The organism is Bradyrhizobium iriomotense, assembly GCF_018130765.1.
Classification (GTDB): Bacteria; Pseudomonadota; Alphaproteobacteria; order Rhizobiales; family Xanthobacteraceae; genus Bradyrhizobium; species Bradyrhizobium iriomotense_A.
This window is the reverse complement of record NZ_JAFCJZ010000010.1, coordinates 16,007-37,175: the sequence shown is the minus strand read 5'-3', so window position 1 is coordinate 37,175 and position 21,169 is coordinate 16,007. Positions and strand designations below refer to the sequence as shown.

Genomic DNA, 21,169 nt, shown 5'->3' with positions numbered 1-21,169 from the left:
CGCACCGTCAGATCGGTTCGTCGGTGTCTCTCAGAAATCCTGGCCGTGCTTTTCGGCAGTCTTGTCATCGTCCGCCATCCGGTATCGGACCAGCATCTGGCTACGTGACAGGAATGACCTGCTCGCCGGGCCCGCGAGCAGCGCAGCATGTATCACATTTGACCGGGTCAGTGCCAAATCCAATTCTAACGATTTCAGAGCGGTGACGACGGGAATCGGCGGCTTTGCGCCGCGATTTCCGGCATTTTGACGTGCCAGCATGTCCAATTTGCGGATTCCGTCCGCAGCCCCGTCGCTGGCGTGGATCAGGACCTCGGCCGTGCCTTCCCGCAGGGCGCTCTCGACCTTGCCGAAGCCGGCCACGACCTGGCCCGCCTTGGCGGCGATCCCAAGGGCTTCCGTCACGCTCCTGACGAGGAGCGCCTCGATATCGGCGGGAAGCGTCTGGGGAACGCGCAGCTCGCGCTTGAAGGCCTTGCTAAATTGGTGACGCCGCACGGCTTCCGCAACCACCTCGCGCGAGGCGGTGACCCACATGCCGCGTCCGGGCAGCTTGCGCTTGAGATCGGGAACTATGTCGCCTTGCGGCGAGACGACGAAGCGGATCAGCTCGTCGATCGGCCGGACCTGCCGGCTGACCGCGCACATCCGCATGGTCGCGGACCTTTCGGTCCGCGGCCCATGGTCGAGTTCGCTGTCAGTGCTGGCGAGCATCCGGGCGACATCCTCCGTCGCCCTTAAGCCGGCTGATCTTCGGTCGCTTCAGCCTCTTCAGCAGGCTTGGCGAGATCAGCCTCGGTGATCCAGCCGGCCTTGACGCGGGCCTGCATGATCATCGCCTCGGCATCGTCACGGGAGATGTCGATACCGTCGAGCGCACCGGGATATTTGGTCTGCTCGCCGCCGTCCTTGCGCTCGGTCCAGCCGACCAGATCGTCGGTGGCGCAGCCGGCGAGGTCGTCGACGGTCTTGATGTCATTCTCGCCGAACTTCACCAGCATCTTGGAGGTGACGCCGGGCACGTCCTTGAGGGCATCCTCGACGCCGAGTTCCTTGCGCCTGGCCTCAAGCTCGGCTTCCAGCTGCTCGAGATATTCGCGGGCGCGGTTCTGGAGCTCCTGGGCGGTCTCCTCGTCGAAGCCCTCGATGCCGGCGAGCTCCTTGACGTCCACCATCGCGAGTTCCTCGACCGAGGTGAAGCCTTCGGACGCCAGCAGCTGGCCGACCACCTCGTCGACGTTGAGCGATTCCATGAAGACGCGGGTGGAGTTCTCGAAGTCGGCCTGGCGGCGCTCCGATTCCTCCTGCTCGGTCAGGATGTCGATGTCCCAGCCGGTGAGCTGCGAGGCCAGACGCACGTTCTGGCCGCGGCGGCCGATCGCCAGCGAGAGCTGGTTGTTGGTGTCGGGGACGACGACCTCGATGCGCTCGCGGTCTTCGTCGATGACGACCTTGGAGACTTCCGCCGGCGCCAGCGCGTTGACCACGAAGGTCGCGATGTCGGGTGACCACGGGATGATGTCGATCTTCTCGCCCTGCAGCTCGTTCACCACGGCCTGCACGCGCGAGCCGCGCATACCGACGCAGGCGCCGACCGGATCCACCGAGGAATCCCGGGAAATCACGCCGATTTTCGCGCGCGAGCCGGGATCGCGGGCCACCGCCTTGATCTCGACGATGCCGTCATAGATCTCAGGCACTTCCTGCGCGAACAGTTTTGCCATGAACTGCGGATGGGTGCGGGAGAGGAAGATCTGCGGGCCGCGGGTCTCGCGGCGGACGTCGAAGATATAGGCGCGGACGCGGTCGCCGTTGCGGAACACTTCGCGCGGCAGCATCTCGTCGCGGCGGATGATGGCTTCACCGCGGCCGAGATCGACGATCACGCTGCCATATTCGACGCGCTTGACGACGCCGTTGACGATGTCGCCGATGCGGTCCTTGAATTCCTGATACTGCCGGTCGCGCTCGGCCTCGCGCACCTTCTGCACGATCACCTGCTTGGCAGACTGTGCGGCGATGCGGCCATATTCCAGCGGTGGCAGGGTGTCGGCGATGGTGTCGCCGACCTGGGCGCCGGGATTGGCGCGCTGCGCGTCCACCAGCGAGATCTGGTTGGAGTGATTCTCGACCTTGTCGACCACCAGCATGTGGCGCGACAGCCGCAGCTCGCCCTTCTTCGGGTCGATCTCGGCGTGAACGTCAGTCTCGCTGCCGTAACGGGCCCGCGCGGCCTTGGCGATGGCGTCCTCCATCGCCGCGATGACGATGCCGCGGTCGATCGATTTCTCGCGGGCAACGGCATCGGCGATCTGAAGCAATTCAAGTCGATTGGCGCTGACTGCCATGGCTAGTCTCCTTGGTCAGGCTCGATCTCGCCGCGCCGCGCGCGTTCGGCGGCAAGGCGATGTTTCTTCGTATTGGTCGGGGCCGGCTTCTTTTTCGGCTTGGTGTTCTTGGTGGTTTTTTCGCTGATTTTCGCGTGCGGCGCCTGCGGCGGCGCGAGGCCGAGATCCCTGCGCATCTGGCGCTCTTCGGCCTTGCCGCGGCGCATGGATTCGGCGATCAGCTCGTCGGTCAGCACCAGGCGGGCCTCGCCGATATCCTCCATGGTGAGGAGAACGTCGGCATCGTCGCCCGCCTTGACGTCGTCGCGATGCAGATGGACGCGGTCGCCTTCGACGGCGCCGAGCGTGCCGCGGAACCGCTTCCGTCCCTCGTGGGCGACCGCCATCTCGACCTTCACCAGATGGCCGGAATAGCGCTCGAAGTCGGAGCGTCGCACCAGCGGCCGGTCGATACCAGGCGAGGAAATTTCGAGGCGATAGGCGCGGTCGATGGGGTCGGCAACATCGAGCACGGGCGACAGCGCCCGCGAGATCGCCTCGCAATCCTCGAGCTGCATCGAACCGTCCGGCCGTTCGGCCATGATCTGCACGGTGCAGCCGGCCTCACCGGAGATGCGGATCCGCACCAGGCGGTAGCCCATGCCCTCGAGCACTGGAGCCGCGACCGCAGACACCCGTGCCGCCACGCCCGGCTCGACCACGAGCCTCGGCTCGGCCAGCAACTCGGCATCGGTGGAACCAGTGTTCGGTCCGGTCATATCAGGGGTCAAGGCGCTCGTTGGTTAAGGCTTGGGTTAAGGCTTGGTTAAGACTTCAAAGCCCGCTTCGGAACTCTCCCGACAGCGCGTCGGGCCGCATCTTCCGCCAAGCCGCGTTCAGGTAATAAAAAAGAGCGGGTCCTTTCGGGCCCACTCTCACTACGCGGATCGTATGAGAAGATGAATTGGCGCTCATATAGCCCTTTCCGCTCTCCCGGACAAGGCCCATCGCGGGCGAGGCGAGGCTTTTTGCGCCCGGTTTGCGGCTCCCCGCGCAACGCTTCCTTCATTTCCGAGGCCTAAATTCCCTGATTGTGGGGCGGCTTGGACCAAGGGCGCACCCGCGGCGTGCCCTGTACGAGTTTGCGTTTTCATGACCGTTGCCACGTCGCTCATTCCAGGACTGGACGATATCGTCAAACGCGGCGACCCCCGCCGTCGCGGCGAGATCGCGCGGGCTATCGCCGACCTCTACTTCCAGGATCCAGCCAGGCTCCGTCCCGAGCTCATCGATCTCTTTGACAATCTCCTGATCGATCTCGTCCCGCATGCCGAGCTCGCCTCGCGCGTCGATCTCGCCGAGCGCTTCTCGCGCTTGAACAATGCGCCGCCGCATCTGGTGAATCAGCTCGCGCGCGAAAACGAGATCATGGTCGCAGGTCCCGTGCTGCGCCGCTCGCCAGTGCTCGACGCCGCCGCGCTGGTCGAGATCGCGCGGCTGAAGGGCCAGGGCCATCTGCTGGCGATGACGGAACGCCCCGTCTTGCCGGCCGTCGTCACCGACGTGCTGGTCGAGCGCGGCGATCGCGATGTGGTGAGACGCGCTGCGGGCAATGCCGGTGCGGTGTTCTCGCCCGGCAGCTATGCCGAGCTGATCAAGCGCGCGTCGCAGGACGGTGTGCTGACGCTCAAGATCGGCCAGCGCACCGATCTCTCCGGCGAGCACCTGAAACAGCTTCTCGACGGCACGCTCGATGTGATCCGCCGCCGTCTCTCCACCGTGGTCAATCCCGTGCGCCAGGTCGAGATCAAGCGTGCAATGGCGGCGATCGAGGAGGCTTCGCTGCCGCCGGGACCGCGACGCGATTTCTCCGCGGCCCAGCGCACGGTGCTCACCTTGCATCGCGAAGGCCATCTCGGCGAGAGCGCGCTGCTTGGCTTCGCCAAGGCGCACAAATACGAGGAATCGATCGCCTCGCTCTCGGCGATGGCCGGCATCCGCATCTCGATTCTCGACCGCCTGATCGCGGGCGATCGTTACGATCCGATCCTGATCCTCGGCCGCGTGCTCAATCTCGGCTGGCCCACGGTGCGCGCGCTGATCCTGCTCTGGTACGGCCCCAATCGCACACCTGCCGATGCCGACATCGAAGTCGCCCGCATGAACTTCACGCGCCTGATGCCGACGACGGCCGAGCGCGTCGTGAATTTCTGGCGCAACCGGCAGACGATTTGAAATCCTCTCGTCTGTCATTCCCGGGGCGCGCGAAAGCGCGAACTATGGTGCGCAATTGCGCACGTGAGAACCTCGAGGTTCCGGGTTCGATGCTGCGCATCGCCCCGGAACGACAATCAGTTTCTTCTGAACCGCAAATAAGCCGCCTTGCGGCCTTCGCGTGCCGCCTTCCGGCCGTAGCGCGTCATGGTGTAGCCGGCCCATGGTTGCCGGAAATCGTCGGCGCGCTCCGCGAGCCATTTGAAATCCGGCGAGCGCGCAAGATGCGACAGCGTCCAGGCGCAGTAATCGTCGATGTCGCAGACGAAGCGGAATTCGCCGTTCGGCTTGAGCACGCGCGCCATAGCGGCGATCGTCCTGTCCTGGACGAAGCGCCGCTTCCAGTGCCGCCGCTTCGGCCAGGGATCCGGATGGATCAGGTCGATCCGCGACAGCGAGGCCTTCGGCAGCCAGGCCAGCAGCTCGGCGGCATCGCCGGCGAACAGGCGGATGTTGGCGATGTTCGCGGCCTCGATCTGCGCGAGAATCTTCGCCATGCCGTTGACGTAGGGTTCGCAGCCGATGAAGCCGGTCGTGGCGAAATTCTGCGCCTCGGCTGCGAGATGTTCGCCGCCGCCGAAGCCGATCTCGAGCCGCACGTCATCGGCCGCGGGATCGAAGATCTCGCGCGCATCCGCCGGCGCCTCGCGATCGATGTCGAGCGCAAGATGCGGCAGCAGATGGTCGATCAGCTCGGCCTGGTGCTGCCTGAGCTTGTGGCCCTTGCGGCGCCCGAAGAAGGCGCGCTCGCTGTCGTCGCGATCGGGGTCTGACTTGCGCTCGCTCATCGCAGCGTCTGATACAGGCGATAGAGCAGCCGCGCGCGCGGTTCGAGCGACGAGATGTAGAGCTGCTCATAATGGGTGTGCGCGCCCTTGCCGTCGACGCCGAGCCCGTCAAGCGTGCCGGTATGTGCCGCCGTGAAATTGCCGTCCGAGCCGCCGCCGGTGTGGGTGTCGATCAGCTCGAAGCCGATCTCCGAGGCGAGCGCCTTGGCGTGCTCGTAGAGCGAGGCGCCCGCATTGCCCTTCTCGTAAGGAGGACGATTGAGCTCGCCCGTGACCGTGACGGTGACACCGTCCGTCTTCGATGTCAGCCCGAGGATCTTGCCGACGAATTCGTCCGCGTCGGTGAAGCTCGGAACGCGCAGGTCGATTTCGGCATAGGCCTCTTCCGGCGTCACGTTGGGGCGCGTGCCGCCGCGCACCACGCCGACATTGACGGTGACGCCGCGCTTCAGGTCGTTCATTCCCTCCAGCGCGTGGATGATGTTGGCGAGCTCGCGGATGGCGCTGCGGCCGTCTTCGGGCCGCGAGCCGGCATGCGCCGGCACGCCCTTGATGAACACCTCGAAGCGTCCGACACCCTTGCGTCCGGTGACGATCTTGCCGCCGTCGCGCGCCGGCTCCGTCACCAGCACGTATTTGGCCTTGCGTCCTTCCTGCTCGATCAGCGCGCGCGAGGTGGGGCTGCCGATCTCCTCGTCGGAAGTGAACATGTGGGTGATGCCGAGCGGCGAACGCGTGCCGTCGGCGCAGAGCGCGGCAAAGGCGTGATGGGCGATGTAGGCGCCACCCTTCATGTCGTAGATGCCGGGACCGAACGCGCTGTCGCCCTCGACCTTGAACGGCAGGCGCTCGATGAAGCCGAGGGGGTGCACGGTGTCGAGGTGACTCAGCACTAGGATGCCCGGCTGCTCCTGCCCCCAGGTCGAGCGGGCCAGAAGATGATCGCCGCAGCCGTCAACGCCGGCGACCCGCTCGAGCGTGACGGGCAGATCGCGGTGTTGATCCGCGACCAGCGACACGAGTTTGTTGACCTGCTCAGGCGCCTCCGTCGGCGTCTCGATCTCCACCCAGCGCCGGATGCCATCGAGAATAGTTTGGGTATCGAACCAGTTGGAGTTCGTCATGGGCGCATCTATGCCTTTGAATCGCATCATTCGGGAGGAAGCGCGTCAACGCGCGGCCGCAAATGACGACATAGGCCAGATTTGGCGCAGCCTCAAATCGGATTGCGCTGGCGTCAGCGCTTGTCGGGGCCTTCGCGGGCCGCGATCTGCTCGACGAGATCGACGATCGAGCGGCGCATCTTCGAATCGGTGATTCGGGTGAACGCCTTGGTCAGAGCGAGACCTTCGGAGGTCGCGAGGAAGTCCGAAACATAGGAGGGCGAAGCGCCTTCAGCAAAGCCGTCCGGGCCGGCCACGCCGCTCGGACCACCCTCGAACAGGAACGACACCGGCACCTGGAGAATCTCGGCAATTTGCTGGATGCGGCTCGCGCCGACCCTGTTGGTGCCCTTCTCGTATTTCTGGATCTGCTGGAACGTCAGGCCCAAAGCTTCACCGAGCTTTTCCTGGCTCATGCCCAACATGATGCGGCGCATACGCACGCGGCTGCCGACATATTTGTCAACAGGGTTGGGCGCTTTCGACATTTCCTCAGCCTCCAAACACCACCTTCAGCGCAATCGACCGGAATGCCTCAGGTGCCAGCAACGAAAAATCAGACCCTGTTATTGGGAAACATTGCGGAGAAATTTAGCAACGCCCACTGTCTTTCGCAGCGGGTGCAGAATGAGGAACCCGCCTGCAATCTGTCAACCGTGGGACTACGGTTGTCAAAGGATTCCGGCCGCCTCGCTGGCTGCGGCGCGATCAGGGGTGCCGTTTGGCAACACGTCGGCGGACCGCGAGGATCACGCCGAGCGCGACGAGCATGGCTGCGGGCACATCGCCCAGCTGCGCGTAGACGGTCGGCGGCAGTGCGGCGGGCAGGTTTGCATCCAAAATGCCTTCGATGCCGAGACCGAGGCTGGCGACGGTGCGTCCGACCGGATCGATCACCGCCGAGATGCCGGTATTGGCGGAGCGCACCAGCGGCAATCCGAGCTCGATCGCGCGCATGCGTGCCTGCTCCAGATGCTGATAGGGACCGGTCGAGATGCCGAACCAGCCGTCATTGGTGAGGTTCACGATCCAGCCCGGACGTTCGTTGCGTCCTGCCACCTCACCGGGAAAGATGGCCTCATAGCAGATCAGAGGCAGCGCAGGCGGCGCGCCGGCGATCGGCAGCGCATGCCGCACGCTGCCGGCGATGAAGCCGCCGCGCACACGCGTCAGCTGCTCGAAACCGAGCTTCTCCATCAGCTCCTGATAGGGAAGAAACTCGCCGAACGGCACGAGGTGCAGCTTGTCGTAGACCGAAAGCACGCTGCCGTCGTGATCGATCACGTAGATCGAATTGTAGGCGCGCGTGATCGGCGTTCCCCGCGGCAGGTCGGGTGCGCGTACCGAACCCGTGATCAGCACCGTGCCCTTCGGCAACAGATCGGCGATTTGCGCCATCGCGTCGGCTTCGCGAGTCAGGAAGAACGGGAAGGCGGATTCCGGCCAGATCAGGATGGTGGCATCGCGCACGCCGGTCGATTGCGGCCCGGAGGCACGGTCCGACAGCGCGAGGTATTTCTTCATCACCTCCGCCTTGGCGGCGTAGTTGAACTTCGCGTCCTGCTGCAGGTTCGGTTGCATCAGGCGCAGCTTGGCGCCAGCGACCATCGTGGTCGGATGCAGCGACAGGCGGATCGCGCCGAAGATGCTCATGACAATCAGAAGCGCGATTGCCGCGGCCGTTGCGCGCCACGCTATGCTGCGATCGGGCGTGCGGTCGATCAGCGCCGCGGGGCTCGCAAAGATCGCAACCGTGAGGAACGTCATGCCCCACAGGCCGATCAGCGAGGCGGTCTGCGCCAGCGGCAGCGGCTCGGACAGCGCATAGCCGAATGCGTTCCAGGGAAAGCCGGTCAGCGCATGACCGCGCAGCCATTCGGCGATGGTGAGGCTTGCCGCGAGCGCAAGCACGCGCGTGGCGTTCTTGGTCCAGAGCAGGCGCGCCAGCGCAAAGCCGATTGCCGTGAAGATGGCAAGATAGGCCGGCAGGCCCAGCACGGCGAACGGCGTCAGCCAGGCGAAGATGTCGGCCTCGACGAAGAAGGCGTAGCCGATCCAGTAGAGGCCGGGGACGAAATAGCCGAGCCCGAACCAGTAGCCGGTCAGCGCCGCGGCGGGGACGCCGCCATATCGCCCGGCGCCGGTGCCGTCGATCAGCCAGACCAGCACTGGAAAGGTGATGAACAGCACTGGAAAGAAATTGAATGGCGCCAGCGCCAGCACCGACAGCGCGCCGGCTGCCATGGCGATGACGGCGCGCTTCCATCCCCAGGCGAGGATGACGGCAAGCGCGATCTGACGAAGTCGCTGCAATGCGCTCACTGCGGGCCGGTCCCGTCGCTCGGCGGCGGGGGCGGCGTGTCACTGGCCGGCGGCGGGCTGCTGTCCGGTGCGGCCTCGCGGCGCCGGCTCTCGCGCTGGGTGCGCGGGGCGGGGCGTTCCTTCCGCGCCGAGATGCGCAGCCGCTTGACGCGGCGCGGATCGGCATCGAGCACCTCGACCTCGTAATTGCCGGGACCCGAAATCACCTCGCCGCGCACCGGCAGGCGTCCGACGAAGCTGACGAGATAGCCGCCGAGCGTCTCGACCTCCTCACCGGCCTCGCCAGTGACGAAGTCCGCGCCGATCACGGTGCGGACGTCGTCGAGGCTGGCGCGGGCATCGGCGACGAAGGCGTTGTCCGGCAGTCGCACGATCGAGGGCGGCTCGTCGCTGTCGTGCTCGTCGTCGATTTCGCCAACGATCTGCTCGACGATGTCCTCGATCGAGACCAGTCCGTCGCTGCCGCCATATTCGTCGACGACCAGCGCGAGGTGGATGCGCGTCGCCTGCATCTGCGCGAGCAGGTCGATCGCCCGCATCGACGGCGGCACGTAGAGCAGCTTGCGAATGATGCGCGCGTCCTCGAGTGGCATTGCGAGATCGACCGCGCGCAGATCGAGGCCGGCCGGCAGCGGTTTCTTGCGCTTGGTCTTGGTAGCCTCCGACACGCGCGCCCGCGCGGTCATGAAGGCGAGCAGGTCGCGGATGTGAACGATGCCGACGGGATCGTCGAGCGTCTCGTTGTAAACGACGAGGCGGGAATGGCCGGCGCTCTCGAAGCGGTCCATCAATTCGCCGAGCGGTATGTCGCGCTTCACCGCGATGATGTCGGCGCGATGCACCATGACGTCGGCGATGCGGCGCTCGTGCAGGCCGAGGATGTTGCGCAGCATGGTGCGCTCGACGGCGGAGAAGCCGGTGTCGTCGGGCGTCGTGGCGTCGAGCACGACCTGGAGATCGTCGCGCACCGATCCCGCCTTCCAGCCGAACAGCGTGCGGATGGCGCGCAGCAACCAGCTTTCCGCGGTCGGGCGCAGCACCTCGCCTGATGTCACCACGGCCGGCAGGTTGGGCGTGTTGCGGGGATTGTCGTGGGTAGGCTCGGAGTCGGGCATCTCAGTGCGTCCCCGGGCGGTCGGCATAGGGATCGGGGATGCCGAGATGGGCGAGGATCTCAGTTTCCAGCGCTTCCATCTCCTCGGCGTCGTCGTCGTTCTCGTGATCGTAGCCGATCAGGTGCAGGAAGCCGTGCACGGCGAGATGGCTCAAATGATGGTCGAACGGCTTGTGTTCCTCGTCCGCCTCGCGCCGCATCGTCTCGTAGGCGATCGCGATGTCGCCGAGCATGCGCGGCGCATCGCCTTCCTTCCGTTCGCCTTCCGGCTGGAGCGCCGGAAACGACAGCACGTTGGTCGGCTTGTCGATGCCGCGCCAGTTGCTGTTGAGGGTGCGGATGCCGGCATCATCGGTCAGCATCACCGCCACTTCCGCGTCGGCAACATCTTCGTCGACGCTCTCGGCGGCGGCGGCGACCGCGCGCTGGATCACGGCTTCGGAATCGGGCTCGCGCTGCCAGCAATCGGCAACGACGAGGACCTCGGTCATGGGAAGGTTCGGATGTGACATTGTCTTTGTTCGGAACGAAGAGCGCTGCGTCCGCGCCCGTCTGGTCCGGCTGTTGTCCCGTCAGGATTTATCGGCGGCCGGCCGCTGCGGCGAACCTTCATAGGCGGCGACGATCCGCGCCACGAGCTCGTGGCGGATCACGTCCTCGGCTTTGAAATGAACTTGGGCAATGCCTTCGACGCCGCTCAACAGGCGCGTTGCCTCGGCAAGACCCGAGGTCTGGCCGTTCGGCAAGTCGATCTGCGAGGGGTCGCCCGTCACGATCATGCGGCTGTTCTCGCCGAGACGGGTCAGGAACATCTTCATCTGCATCGACGTGGTGTTCTGCGCCTCGTCCAGGATGATGGCGGCATTGGTGAGGGTGCGGCCGCGCATGAAGGCGAGCGGCGCGATCTCGATCTCGCCGGTCTGCAGCGCGCGCTCGACGATGCGCGCGTCCATGAGGTCGTAGAGCGCGTCGTAGATCGGGCGGAGATAAGGATCGACCTTCTCGCGGAGATCGCCGGGCAGGAAGCCGAGGCGCTCGCCGGCTTCCACGGCCGGACGCGACAGGATGATCTTGTCGACCTCCTTGCGCTCGAACAGCTGCGCGGCATGCGCAACCGCGAGCCAGGTCTTGCCGGTGCCGGCGGGGCCGATGCCGAACACCAGCTCGTGGCGCTTCAGCGCGCGGATGTAGGAGTCCTGCGCGGCGGTGCGCGCGCGCACCGGCCGCTTGCGCAGGTTGATGCTGTCGAAGGTCGACTTGGCCGACTTGGCATCGAACTCGAACAGCGAGCCCTGCGCGATCACGGCGCGGATCGCGCCCTCGACTTCGCCCTGGTCGAGATCCTGTCCCTTCACGGCTTGCGCGTAGAGCGCTTCCAGCACGCGGCGCGCGGCATCGCAGCCGTCGCGCGTGCCGCCGATGGTGATGTGATTGCCCTTGGAATCGACGATGACGCCGAGCCGCCGCTCGATCTGCGCCAGATTCTGGCCGTAAGGGCCGACCAGGGCGGAAGCGGCGCGGTTGTCGTCGAAATCGATGACGACCTGGGTCTCGGGCGGAACTTGCATGTCGCGGTCAAATTTGCGGCTGGGAGCGATAGAAGACGAATCCGATGCGCTTTTTGGCAAGGGTTCAGGCTCCAGTGGCTTGCGATAAAGCGGGCTCGCGCGCGGTGCGCGGTGTCACGAGCTCGCCGAGAAAGCTGTAGCGCTCGAGGCTATCGATCCTGACAGGCAGGATCTGTCCGATGATGTCGGGCGAGGCCATCACATGAGCAGGCTGGAGGAAGGCGGTGCGGCCGACGATCTGGCCGTCCTTGCGCGCCGGACGCTCGAACAGCACGTCGACCGTTGAGCCAATCGCAGCCTTGTTGAAGGCCGATTGCTGGCTGTCGATCAGTTCCTGGAGCCGCTCCAATCGCTGGTCCATCTCGGCGGGGGACACCGTCTCCTGCATATCCGCGGCCGGCGTTCCCGGCCGGGCGGAGTATTTGAACGAATATGCTGTAGCGTAGCCGATTTGCGTGACAAGCGCGAGAGTGGCGAGAAAATCTTGCTCGCTTTCGCCGGGGAAGCCGACGATAAAATCTGATGAAAAAGCAATATCTTGGCGCGCGGTACGGAAACGGTCGATGACATCGAGATAATCATCGGCGGTATGTTTCCGGTTCATGGCGGCGAGAATCCGGTCCGAGCCCGACTGCACCGGCAGGTGCACGAACGGCATCAGGGCATCGAGATCGCGATGGGCCGCAATCAGGCTGTCATCGACGTCGCGGGGGTGGCTGGTCGAATAGCGCAGCCGTGCGATCCCCGGAATCGCCGCCAGATGCTCGAGCAGCCGGCCGAGCGGCCAGGTTTTTCCGTCCGGTCCCTCGCCGTGATAGGCGTTGACGTTCTGCCCGATCAAGGTGAGCTCGCGCACGCCGTTGTCGGCAAGCCGCTTTACGTCGTCGACGATCTTCGCCACGGGGCGCGAGACTTCCGAGCCCCGCGTATAGGGCACGACGCAGAAGGTGCAGAACTTGTCGCAGCCCTCCTGCACCGTGACGAAAGCGGAAATGCCGCGCGCGCGGATCGCTGCGGGCTTGGGCTGGGCCAGGAAGCCGAACTTGTCTTCGGCGGGGAATTCGGTCTCGATCGCGCGGCCTTCATTGCCGGCGCGCTTCAAGAGCTCCGGCAGATGATGATAGCTCTGCGGTCCCACCACGACGTCGACGACCGGCGCCCGGCGCACGATCTCCTCGCCCTCGGCCTGCGCCACGCAGCCCGCGACCGCGATCTGCATCGCGCGGCCCCCGCGCGCGGCCTCGTCCTTGGCGACGCGCAGCCGCCCGAGCTCGGAATAGACCTTTTCGGAGGCCTTCTCGCGGATATGGCAGGTGTTGAGGATGACGAGATCGGCGTCCTCGGCGCTCGCCGTCTCCACGAATCCTTCCGGAGCCAGCGTGTCCACCATGCGCTGGGCATCGTAGACGTTCATCTGGCAGCCATATGATTTGATGTGCAGCTTGCGCGGCGGCGTCATGGAACCCGGAATTGAGGTGGAGGACGGCCCTCAGATATAGGCTGGAGGGGCGAAAATCCAGCGAATGGGGGCATTTTCGGCCGTCATTACGGGGCGCGCGCCAGCGCGAACCCGGAATCCAGAGGTTTTGGACGGGATTCCGGGTTCACGCGCGCTGCGCGTGCCCCGGAATGACTGCGAGGGGATGGAATCAGCCCGCCAGCGCGTCCGCCCCTACCCGCCGGATTAGCTCCGGGAGCTGATGCATGTCGGCAAAAGTCAGATTGGCGCCGGCCTGCCGCAGGGTCTCGGCATGGCCGGCCCCGCAATGGCTGCCGCCGCAGAAGCCGAACACGGTCATGCCGGCCGCCCGGGCGCCGGCGATGCCGGCCAGGCTGTCCTCGATCACGACGCAACGTTCGGGCGGAACGCCCATTTCGCTCGCAGCGAACAGGAACAAGTCCGGCGCCGGCTTGCCATTCTTCACCTGCGAGGACGAGAAGATGTTCGGCGCGAGGCGTTCATAGAGCCCCGTGCTTCCGAGACTCACCCGCATACGCGGATGCGAACCGCTCGAAGCAACGCAGACGCGTTGCGTCACGACGTCGAGCACGTCGTGGATGCCGCGGATCGCTTCGAGGTCGGCTTCGAAGGCGCGAAACAGCTCGTCCTGCAGCTCGCCGTGATAGGCCTCGGGCAGCTTGCGGCCGAGTTCGGTTTCGATCTCGAGGTTGGCCTGTTTTGTCGAGCGGCCAAGGAAGCGCTCGGACACCTGCTCCGACGTGATCGGATAGCCGTGCCGCGTCAGCACATCCGCATGTGCGCGACAGGAGATCACCTCGCTGTCCACGAGCACGCCGTCGCAATCGAAGATGATGAGATCGATGGGCACTAAGGCATGATCCGGAAAAGTGTGGAGCGGTTTTCCGACAAGATCATGCCACTTAAGAAGTCGGCTTGTCGTCGTCGAGCGGGACGCAATAGAGCTCGAGCCGATGGTCGACCAGCTTGTAGCCGAGCTTGCGGGCGATCTCCGCCTGCAGCTTCTCGATCTCTTCGGAGGTGAATTCGATCACCTTGCCGTCGCGCAGATTGATGAGGTGGTCGTGATGGCTGTCGCGCATCGTCTCATAGCGCGCGCGGCCCTCGCGAAAATCATGGCGTTCGATGATACCGGCATCCTCGAACAGCTTGACGGTGCGATACACGGTCGAGATCGAGATCTTGTCGTCGACGGCGACGCAGCGCCGGTACAATTCCTCGACATCGGGATGATCGACCGCCTCCGCCAGCACGCGGGCGATGACGCGGCGCTGCTCGGTCATGCGCATGCCGGTGGCGGCACAGCGCGCCTCGATGCCGGACGCCTTGGATGCGGAAGAGGGTTTCAGTGCGGTCATGATTTGTCTGCCTGACGGGGCGCTTTCTGCCATCGATGTTACGACAAGTCACGTCGCATCAGAAGGGCGTTCAATTGTTCCCCATTCGGCTGCTTATAGTAGCGTTCGCGGCGTCCGACCACCATGAATCCGGCCCGGTCGTACAGTCGCCGCGCCGGCTGGTTATTTTCCTCAACTTCGAGAAATATCGTGCGTACGCCGCGCCCCGCGAGATGGCCGAGATGGGTCATCAGCAGCGTGCGGGACAGGCCGCGGCCGCGATGGGCCTGGTCGACCGCGACCGAGAGGATCTCCGCCTCGTCCGCGCCGATCCGCGAGACGGCAAAGCCGATGATCTTGCGGCCGAGGCGCAGCCGATGCACGAGCGTGTTGCGCTCGCTGATCATGCTCTCGAACTCGCTTTCGCCCCAGCCATGCGCGAAGGAAGCGCCGTGAAGCTGCGCCAGCCGTGCGGCGTCGCGCAAGGAAACCGGCTCGACGGCGGCCGTGCCGCCGCGCCACCATTCCGACAGCCATTTCATCATGAGCTTGCGGCTTGTGCGAGCGGCGGAGTTGCGGCCGGCTTTGCGTCGGGTGCCTTCAGATAGAACGGCCGCGCCGGATTCGTCTCGGGATCGGCCGCAGCCCCAAGCCACGCGACCCAACCGATGTCGGGCGCGGGCTGCGCGTCGACCGCGACAGGCTGCGGCGCGTCCTTCGGCCAGCGATCGGCGAGGATGTTCGCGGCATTGCCGACCAGATGCGGCGCGCCGAATTGCGAGGCTGCGATCGCCTCGTCGATGGGCGCGATGCCCGGCCGCACCAATTGGCTGCCATCGCCTGCGACGATCTGGAAATAGACGTGATCGTGCCGCGCATCGATTGCAGAGATCACGGGCGCCGATTTGCTCTGGCCGACGATTGTGGCAGCATAAGCCGATAGCGTCGTCAGCCCGACCGCCGGCCGTTTCGCCGCAAGCGCAAGGCCGCGCGCCGCCGAGATGCCGACGCGAAGGCCGGTGAAGCTGCCTGGGCCGACGGTGACGGCGATGCGGTCGAGCGAGGTGAAGGCGAGATTGGCCGATTGCATCACGCGCGCGATCATCGGCATCAGCGCCTCGGCGTGACCGCGCTTCATGAGAAGCTGCTCCTGCGCAAGGAGCTCGCCGGCGTCGGTGTCGAGCACGGCCGCCGCGCACGCCTCAAGCGCAGTATCGATGGCAAGGATCAGCATGGAATAGCGGATGGCGAGTGGCGAATGGAGAGCAGTCTAGCGAACCGAGCGCCTATCCGCCATTCATCACGCACGATTTGCAGGCCCCCAAATGCCTTACTTCGTAGGGTGGGCAAAGCGAAGCGTGCCCACCACAACCGTTTCGTGGGCACGGCGCAAGCGCGCCTTTGCCCACCCTACGACAGCTCGCTCACATCGGCCGGACTTCGACCACGTCGGGCACGAAATGCTTGAGCAGGTTCTGGATACCGTGCTGGAGCGTTGCGGTCGATGACGGGCAGCCGGAGCAGGCGCCCTTCATGTTGAGATAGACGATGCCGTCCTTGAAGCCGCGGAAGGTGATGTCGCCGCCGTCATTGGCGACGGCCGGCCGCACGCGGGTCTCGATCAGGTCCTTGATCATGTCGACCGTCTCGGCATCGGCCTCGTCGAAGAACTCGTCCTCATCGTCGAGATCGACATCGCCCTGCGCTTCGCCGCCGGCGAGCAGCGGCGCGCCGGACATGTAGTGCTCCATGATGGCGCCGAGAATCGCGGGCTTGAGCTGCTGCCATTCACCGCTCGCCTTGGTCACGGTGATGAAGTCCGATCCGTAGAACACACCGGTGATGCCGGGCACGTCGAACAGCTTTTCGGCCAGCGGCGACCGCGCGGCCGATTCGCGGCTCGAGAATTCCATCGGGCTGCCGTCGACCACGACGCGGCCGGGAATGAATTTCAGCGTGGCGGGATTGGGGGTGGCTTCGGTTTGAATGAACATGGTTTTCTCCAGACGTCGCCGGTTCAAGGCCGGCGCGTGCTCTATCCCCTAGCAGATGGCGACGGGGAACGCACGATCAAGGGGGGCGGGATATTAGTCCATAAAAATCAGAGGGTTGGGCTCGGCTCACCTTCCCCCTCCAGGGGAGGGTAAGAGGCATCGGCGCTACGACAGCGAATCCACGCTTTGGTCGCTCAGGGCGCCCGAGATGATCGTCACCGGCACCGGGAACGTGCCCAGCGCATGCGCGAGCAGCGAGACCAGCGGTCCCGGACCCTCCGCGCCGGGACTGGCGGCGAGCACCAGCATGGCGATGTCAGGGTCCTCGTCGATAACAGCGAGCAGCTGTTCCATCGCGGCGCCTTCGCGGATCACCCGTTCCGGCGTGATCGCGGCGATGCCGTTGGCTCTCCCGGCGGCGCGGTCGAGCGCGGCCTCCGCCGCCTCCTGCGCCTCGGCGCGCATGATGTCCGCGACGCCCAGCCATTCCTGCGTCTGCTCCTCGGGCTCGATGATGCGCAGCATCACGACGCCGCCGCCGGCACGGATCGCCCAGCGGCTGGCGTAATAGACCGCGCGATCCCATTCGGCGCTCTCGTCGACGACGACGAGGCATTTGGGCTTGTGACCCGGCTCGAAGCAAAGTCGCTTGCTGGTCATGCATGTCCCGGCGTGTGCACGGGTGGCATGCTGCCACACTCCCGCAATGTTTGGGAGAGGCGAAGCGGCCGGCGCCGTGGCGCCAGCCGGTCTCGCAGTCGCGCCTTAGCGCCGGCGGATGAAGCCGACGATGTCCTTCGAGAGCTTCATGGTCTCGTCGGCGATGGCGCGGGCCCGGTCGGAACCGTCGTTCAGGATGGTGTCGATATGGCCGGGGTCGGCGACGAGGCGCTTCATCTCGCCGGCGATCGGCGCGAGTTTTGTCACGCACAGCTCCGCCAGCGCATTCTTGAAGCTGGAGAACTGGCCGCCGCCGAAATCGCGCAGCACATCGGCCTTGGGGCGGCCGGAGAGTGCGGCGAAGATGCCGACGAGATTGTCGGCCTCGGGACGGGCTTCCAGGCCCTTCTCCTCGGTCGGCAGCGGCTCCGGATCGGTCTTCGCCTTGCGGATCTTCTGCGCGATGGTGTCGGCGTCGTCGGTCAGGTTGATGCGCGAATTGTCTGACGCATCCGACTTCGACATCTTCTTGGTGCCGTCGCGCAGGCTCATCACGCGCGTCGCCGGACCCGTGATCAACGGTTCCGGCAGCGGGAAGAACAGGCCGTCATTAGTGCCTTGCGCGCGGATCGAGTCGCCAAAATCGTTGTTGAACTTCTGCGCGATGTCGCGCGACAGCTCGAGATGCTGCTTCTGGTCCTCGCCGACCGGAACATGGGTGGCGCGATAGAGCAGGATGTCGGCCGCCATCAGCACGGGATAGTCGAACAGGCCCACCGACGCGTTCTCGCGGTCCTTGCCGGCCTTCTCCTTGAACTGGGTCATGCGGCCGAGCCAGCCCATGCGCGCGACGCAGTTGAAGATCCAGGCGAGCTCGGCATGGCCCGAGACCTGGCTCTGGTTGAACACGATGTGCTTCTTCGGATCGATGCCGGCCGCGATGAACGCCGCCGTCACCTCGCGGGTGTTGCGCGCGAGCTCGACCGGTCCGCCCCAGACGTCGACGCCCTGCGTGATCGCGTGCATGTCGACGACGCAATAGATGCAGTTGTGGGTTTCCTGCATCTTCACGAAGTTGACGATCGCGCCGAGATAATTGCCGAGGTGCAGATTGCCCGTCGGCTGGACGCCCGAAAAGACCCGTTCAACGAATGGCATGGTCAGCCTTCCCAAAGGTATTTGGCCGTCGTTTCCAACAGCGGCGCTGCTCCGTCAAGGGTAATTCGATGGCGTCGCGGGCCCGGGACAGGCTAGGCGGGCCGTCTCAAGGCGTTAACCGCCTCGCGCAGGGAGGCGGCGCCGAGGGTTTGCAGCAACAGGCCATACACGGCGATCCCGGCCGCGATCTGCACGCCCAGCACGATGAAGCGGATTAGGCCATGCGCCTCGGCCGGCATTAGATCCGCGGACAGCCAGAGCAGGGCGCCCATGGCAATCGCGGCGAGCACGATCCGCGGCAGCCGTTTTCGCGCGGCGGCGTCGACCGAGAAGCCGAACTCGCTCGTGCCCTTCCGGAGCAGCGAGATCGCGCTGCTCCAGGCGCCGGCCGCGATGCTGGCCGCGATCCCGCTGGCGCCGAAGAAATGACCAAGAAGCACGGCGAGCGCGACCGCAACCACAAGACCTTTGGCGGTGGCCATGAGCGGCGTCATCGTGTCGCTGCGGGCATAGAACGCCGGTGATAGCGCCTTGATCAGCACATGGGCCGGCAGGCCCAGCGCCAACCACATCAATGCATGCGCGGTTGCCGTGCTGTCGTCCGCGCCGAAGGCGCCGTGCTCGAACAGCAGCCGCACGATCGGCTCGGCCAGCACGATCAGGCCGAGCGTCGCCGGCAGCGCCAGCCCGGTCGCAAGCTCCAGCGCGCGCGATTCCGCATGCGCCACCGCCTCGCGGTCGCCGCTGGTGACGGCCCGCGTCAGCTCCGGCACCAGCACCGTGCCCATGGCGACGCCGACGATGCCGAGCGGCAGCTCGATCAGGCGGTTGGCGAAATAGAGCCATGACACCGCGGACGGCGTGGCGGACGCGATGATCGCGCCCGCGACCATCAGCCATTGCGGCCCCGAGCTTGCGATCATGCCGGGAACGGCCTTGGCGAAGAAGCCGCGCATCTCCTTGTCGAAGCTGACGCGGAGCGGTGTCGCAAGATTCGCACTCCGCTGTGACAGCAGCATCAGCAGTTGCAGCAGGCCGGCGATGCCGACGGTTGCCGCCAGCATCCATGCCGCGAAGGTCGCGTCGGCATGCCCGACGAGCAGCGCGGCGATCGCGGCGATCAGCGCGATATTGAACAGCAGCGGCGAGAATGCCGTGAGTGCAAAGCGTCCCTGCGCGTTGAGCAGTCCCATCAGCACGGTGACCGGGCCGGCAAAGGCGAGATAGGGCAGCATCAGCCGCGCGTTTGCGACGGCAAGATCGAGCGTTGCGCTGCCGAGAAAGCCCGGCGCGATGATCGTGATGATCAGTGGCATCACGAGCGCAATGACGGCCGAGATCGCGATCAGGGCCGCACTGACCGTGCCGAGCACGCGTCCCGCGAAGGCGGAAGCAGCCGCTTCGCCGTCGCGGTCACGGACGCGCAGCCAGGCCGGGATCAGCGCCGCATTGAGTGCCCCTTCGCTGAGCAGCCGCCGAACCACGTTGACGAGCTGGAACGCCGCCAGAAACGCATCCGCCACCGCGCCGGTGCCCAACAGAGCGGCAATCATGGAATCGCGCGCAAAGCCGAGGAGGCGCGAGGCCAGTGTTCCCGTCGAGACTGTCAGGAAGGAGCGGATCATCGGGTCGACATACCATAGCGTTTTCGAGCGAAGTGGTCCCCGGTTCGCGTAAAGAAAACGCGTCAGAAGACAACGCTCGTTGCTTGCCCGGGCAGGGCCGGTCGTGATAGGCCGCGAGCCAGATTTCAGACCGACAGGAAGCGGATTTCCGCAGGGATCGCAATCCGCCAAACAGGATCAAGGTGAATGGCTGACGTGAAATATGACGTTCTCGGGATCGGCAACGCGCTGTTCGACGTGCTGGTCAGGACCGACGAAGCCTTTTTGGCCAAGCACGGCATGACCAAGGGCAGCATGTCCCTGATCGACGAGGCGCGCGCCGCCGCCATTTACAGCGACATGGGCCCGGCGACCGAAGTCTCGGGGGGATCTGCCGCCAACACCATCGTCGGCATCGGCAGCCTGGGAGCGCGCGCCGCCTATGTCGGCAAGGTCAAGGACGACCAGATCGGCAAGCTCTACGTCCACGACATCCGCGCCGCCGGCGTTGCCTTCAACACGCCCGCCGCCAAGGACGGCCCCGCCACCGGCTGCTCCTACATCCTCGTCACCGATGACGGCGAGCGCACCATGAACACTTATCTCGGCGCGGCGCAGGACCTGTCGCCCGCCGATATCGACCCGGCCGAGATCGCGTCCGCCGGCATCGTCTATCTCGAAGGCTATCTCTGGGACCCCAAGAACGCCAAGGATGCCTTCGTCAAGGCGGCCAAGATCGCGCATGACGCCAAGCGCAAGGTGGCGCTGACGCTGTCGGATTCCTTCTGCGTCGATCGCTATCGCGACGAGTTTCTCTCGTTGATGCGTAACGGCACCGTCGACATCGTCTTCGCCAACGAGTCCGAGCTGCACTCGCTCTACACGACCTCGGATTTCGACACCGCGCTGAAGCAGCTGCGCAACGACGTCAATCTCGGCGTCGTCACCCGCAGCGAGAAGGGCTGCATGGTGGTGTCGTCGGAAGACGCCGTCGCAGCGCCGGCCTTCCCGGTCGACAAGGTCGTCGACACCACCGGCGCCGGCGACCTGTTCGCCGCCGGCTTCCTCTACGGCCTCGCGCGCAATCTTGCGTACAAGCAGTGCGGCGAGCTCGGCGCGCTCGCGGCCGCCGAAGTGATCCAGCACATCGGTGCGCGTCCGCTGGTGTCGCTGAAGGAACTCGCCGGCCAGCGCGGGCTGACGGTTTAAGGCCAGCTCGCGCCTCATTCTCCGGTGTCGTCGCCCGGCTTGACCGGGCGACCCAGTACGCCGAGACGTCTGTGGTTCATCGAGAAGCCGCGGCGTACTGGATTCCCCGCTCCAGTGCGCAATTGCGCACAAGGCGGGGAATGACAGTATTCGTATGGCGAGAGCCCTCAG

General features: G+C 65.4%; 21 protein-coding genes. 2 read left to right on the top strand and 19 right to left on the bottom strand.

The window, feature by feature from the left end; genetic code table 11:
* Window positions 1–30 precede the first annotated feature (30 nt).
* Genes JQ635_RS18345 through rimP form a run of 3 tightly spaced genes read right to left on the bottom strand, consistent with a single transcriptional unit; the run spans window position 31 to window position 3,106 of the window.
* Window positions 31–714 (bottom strand): RNA-binding protein, encoded by a 684-nt coding sequence (locus tag JQ635_RS18345; protein ID WP_211411240.1) that lies wholly within the window; start codon window positions 712–714, stop codon window positions 31–33.
* 23 nt (window positions 715–737) lie between these two features.
* A complete protein-coding gene (gene nusA, locus JQ635_RS18340; RefSeq protein ID WP_211411239.1) occupies window positions 738–2,348 on the bottom strand; it encodes a transcription termination factor NusA in 1,611 nt (536 codons plus the stop codon).
* A 2-nt stretch (window positions 2,349–2,350) separates the two neighbouring features.
* Window positions 2,351–3,106: a ribosome maturation factor RimP gene (gene rimP / locus JQ635_RS18335; protein WP_211411238.1), complete on the bottom strand. Its 756-nt coding sequence runs from the start codon at window positions 3,104–3,106 to the stop codon at window positions 2,351–2,353.
* A gap of 373 nt (window positions 3,107–3,479) precedes the next feature.
* On the opposite strand from rimP, the gene JQ635_RS18330 reads away from it, so the two are divergent.
* Window positions 3,480–4,562 carry a DUF2336 domain-containing protein gene (locus tag JQ635_RS18330; protein WP_211411237.1) on the top strand — a complete coding sequence of 361 codons (1,083 nt, stop codon included), beginning with the start codon at window positions 3,480–3,482 and terminating at the stop codon, window positions 4,560–4,562.
* 116 nt (window positions 4,563–4,678) lie between these two features.
* On the opposite strand, the gene trmB is transcribed toward JQ635_RS18330, so the two are convergent.
* From trmB to murJ, 16 genes are all read right to left on the bottom strand, one after another.
* Window positions 4,679–5,389, bottom strand: coding sequence for a tRNA (guanosine(46)-N7)-methyltransferase TrmB (gene trmB / locus JQ635_RS18325; RefSeq protein ID WP_211411236.1), 711 nt, complete (start codon window positions 5,387–5,389; stop codon window positions 4,679–4,681).
* Window positions 5,386–6,543, bottom strand: a complete 1,158-nt coding sequence (locus JQ635_RS18320; protein ID WP_211411235.1) for a M20 family metallopeptidase — start codon at window positions 6,541–6,543, stop codon at window positions 5,386–5,388. Before JQ635_RS18320 ends, trmB begins: the two co-directional genes overlap by 4 nt.
* Before the next feature lie 83 nt (window positions 6,544–6,626).
* On the bottom strand, window positions 6,627–7,040 hold the full coding sequence (locus JQ635_RS18315; RefSeq protein WP_008131807.1) for a helix-turn-helix domain-containing protein: 414 nt from the start codon (window positions 7,038–7,040) through the stop codon (window positions 6,627–6,629).
* A 220-nt stretch (window positions 7,041–7,260) separates the two neighbouring features.
* Window positions 7,261–8,874: an apolipoprotein N-acyltransferase gene (gene lnt, locus JQ635_RS18310; protein WP_211411234.1), complete on the bottom strand. Its 1,614-nt coding sequence runs from the start codon at window positions 8,872–8,874 to the stop codon at window positions 7,261–7,263.
* Window positions 8,871–9,989, bottom strand: a complete 1,119-nt coding sequence (locus JQ635_RS18305) for a hemolysin family protein (protein WP_246583623.1) — start codon at window positions 9,987–9,989, stop codon at window positions 8,871–8,873. The genes lnt and JQ635_RS18305 overlap by 4 nt, the downstream gene beginning before the upstream one ends.
* 1 nt (window position 9,990) lies before the next feature.
* Complete coding sequence (gene ybeY / locus JQ635_RS18300) at window positions 9,991–10,479, bottom strand: rRNA maturation RNase YbeY (RefSeq protein ID WP_433996567.1); 489 nt, start codon at window positions 10,477–10,479, stop codon at window positions 9,991–9,993.
* An 81-nt stretch (window positions 10,480–10,560) separates the two neighbouring features.
* A complete protein-coding gene (locus JQ635_RS18295; protein ID WP_211411231.1) occupies window positions 10,561–11,556 on the bottom strand; it encodes a PhoH family protein in 996 nt (331 codons plus the stop codon).
* Window positions 11,557–11,620: 64 nt separating this feature from the next.
* The gene (miaB, locus tag JQ635_RS18290; RefSeq protein ID WP_211411230.1) at window positions 11,621–13,015 is read right to left on the bottom strand and encodes a tRNA (N6-isopentenyl adenosine(37)-C2)-methylthiotransferase MiaB; all 1,395 of its coding nucleotides are present in this window, start codon (window positions 13,013–13,015) and stop codon (window positions 11,621–11,623) included.
* 190 nt (window positions 13,016–13,205) lie between these two features.
* Entirely contained in the window at window positions 13,206–13,886 is a 681-nt protein-coding gene (locus JQ635_RS18285) for an HAD family hydrolase (RefSeq protein WP_211411229.1), read from the bottom strand.
* Window positions 13,887–13,938: 52 nt separating this feature from the next.
* Window positions 13,939–14,394, bottom strand: coding sequence for a Fur family transcriptional regulator (locus JQ635_RS18280; protein WP_011083619.1), 456 nt, complete (start codon window positions 14,392–14,394; stop codon window positions 13,939–13,941).
* A gap of 38 nt (window positions 14,395–14,432) precedes the next feature.
* A complete protein-coding gene (rimI, locus tag JQ635_RS18275) occupies window positions 14,433–14,918 on the bottom strand; it encodes a ribosomal protein S18-alanine N-acetyltransferase (protein WP_211411228.1) in 486 nt (161 codons plus the stop codon).
* A complete protein-coding gene (gene tsaB, locus JQ635_RS18270) occupies window positions 14,915–15,607 on the bottom strand; it encodes a tRNA (adenosine(37)-N6)-threonylcarbamoyltransferase complex dimerization subunit type 1 TsaB (protein WP_211411227.1) in 693 nt (230 codons plus the stop codon). The genes rimI and tsaB overlap by 4 nt, the downstream gene beginning before the upstream one ends.
* A gap of 190 nt (window positions 15,608–15,797) precedes the next feature.
* On the bottom strand, window positions 15,798–16,367 hold the full coding sequence (locus JQ635_RS18265) for a NifU family protein (protein ID WP_211411226.1): 570 nt from the start codon (window positions 16,365–16,367) through the stop codon (window positions 15,798–15,800).
* 165 nt (window positions 16,368–16,532) lie between these two features.
* On the bottom strand, window positions 16,533–17,027 hold the full coding sequence (locus JQ635_RS18260) for a universal stress protein (protein WP_211411225.1): 495 nt from the start codon (window positions 17,025–17,027) through the stop codon (window positions 16,533–16,535).
* A 105-nt stretch (window positions 17,028–17,132) separates the two neighbouring features.
* On the bottom strand, window positions 17,133–18,185 hold the full coding sequence (gene trpS / locus JQ635_RS18255; RefSeq protein WP_211411224.1) for a tryptophan--tRNA ligase: 1,053 nt from the start codon (window positions 18,183–18,185) through the stop codon (window positions 17,133–17,135).
* 92 nt (window positions 18,186–18,277) lie between these two features.
* Entirely contained in the window at window positions 18,278–19,810 is a 1,533-nt protein-coding gene (murJ, locus tag JQ635_RS18250; RefSeq protein ID WP_211411223.1) for a murein biosynthesis integral membrane protein MurJ, read from the bottom strand.
* 186 nt (window positions 19,811–19,996) lie between these two features.
* On the opposite strand from murJ, the gene JQ635_RS18245 reads away from it, so the two are divergent.
* Entirely contained in the window at window positions 19,997–20,998 is a 1,002-nt protein-coding gene (locus JQ635_RS18245; RefSeq protein ID WP_211411222.1) for an adenosine kinase, read from the top strand.
* The last annotated feature ends 171 nt before the right edge of the window (window positions 20,999–21,169 follow it).

Coding starts and splice junctions, on each gene's coding strand:
- JQ635_RS18280 (WP_011083619.1), bottom strand. CDS start 14,394: ATGACCGCACTGAAACCCTCTTCCGCATCCAAGGCGTCCGGCATCGAG.
- ybeY (WP_433996567.1), bottom strand. CDS start 10,479: ATGACCGAGGTCCTCGTCGTTGCCGATTGCTGGCAGCGCGAGCCCGAT.
- JQ635_RS18305 (WP_246583623.1), bottom strand. CDS start 9,989: ATGCCCGACTCCGAGCCTACCCACGACAATCCCCGCAACACGCCCAAC.
- JQ635_RS18330 (WP_211411237.1), top strand. CDS start 3,480: ATGACCGTTGCCACGTCGCTCATTCCAGGACTGGACGATATCGTCAAA.
- rimI (WP_211411228.1), bottom strand. CDS start 14,918: ATGATGAAATGGCTGTCGGAATGGTGGCGCGGCGGCACGGCCGCCGTC.
- murJ (WP_211411223.1), bottom strand. CDS start 19,810: ATGATCCGCTCCTTCCTGACAGTCTCGACGGGAACACTGGCCTCGCGC.
- rimP (WP_211411238.1), bottom strand. CDS start 3,106: ATGACCGGACCGAACACTGGTTCCACCGATGCCGAGTTGCTGGCCGAG.
- JQ635_RS18295 (WP_211411231.1), bottom strand. CDS start 11,556: ATGCAAGTTCCGCCCGAGACCCAGGTCGTCATCGATTTCGACGACAAC.
- JQ635_RS18320 (WP_211411235.1), bottom strand. CDS start 6,543: ATGATGCGATTCAAAGGCATAGATGCGCCCATGACGAACTCCAACTGG.
- JQ635_RS18345 (WP_211411240.1), bottom strand. CDS start 714: ATGCTCGCCAGCACTGACAGCGAACTCGACCATGGGCCGCGGACCGAA.
- miaB (WP_211411230.1), bottom strand. CDS start 13,015: ATGACGCCGCCGCGCAAGCTGCACATCAAATCATATGGCTGCCAGATG.
- trpS (WP_211411224.1), bottom strand. CDS start 18,185: ATGCCATTCGTTGAACGGGTCTTTTCGGGCGTCCAGCCGACGGGCAAT.
- tsaB (WP_211411227.1), bottom strand. CDS start 15,607: ATGCTGATCCTTGCCATCGATACTGCGCTTGAGGCGTGCGCGGCGGCC.
- nusA (WP_211411239.1), bottom strand. CDS start 2,348: ATGGCAGTCAGCGCCAATCGACTTGAATTGCTTCAGATCGCCGATGCC.
- JQ635_RS18265 (WP_211411226.1), bottom strand. CDS start 16,367: ATGTTCATTCAAACCGAAGCCACCCCCAATCCCGCCACGCTGAAATTC.
- JQ635_RS18245 (WP_211411222.1), top strand. CDS start 19,997: ATGGCTGACGTGAAATATGACGTTCTCGGGATCGGCAACGCGCTGTTC.
- JQ635_RS18315 (WP_008131807.1), bottom strand. CDS start 7,040: ATGTCGAAAGCGCCCAACCCTGTTGACAAATATGTCGGCAGCCGCGTG.
- trmB (WP_211411236.1), bottom strand. CDS start 5,389: ATGAGCGAGCGCAAGTCAGACCCCGATCGCGACGACAGCGAGCGCGCC.
- JQ635_RS18260 (WP_211411225.1), bottom strand. CDS start 17,027: ATGACCAGCAAGCGACTTTGCTTCGAGCCGGGTCACAAGCCCAAATGC.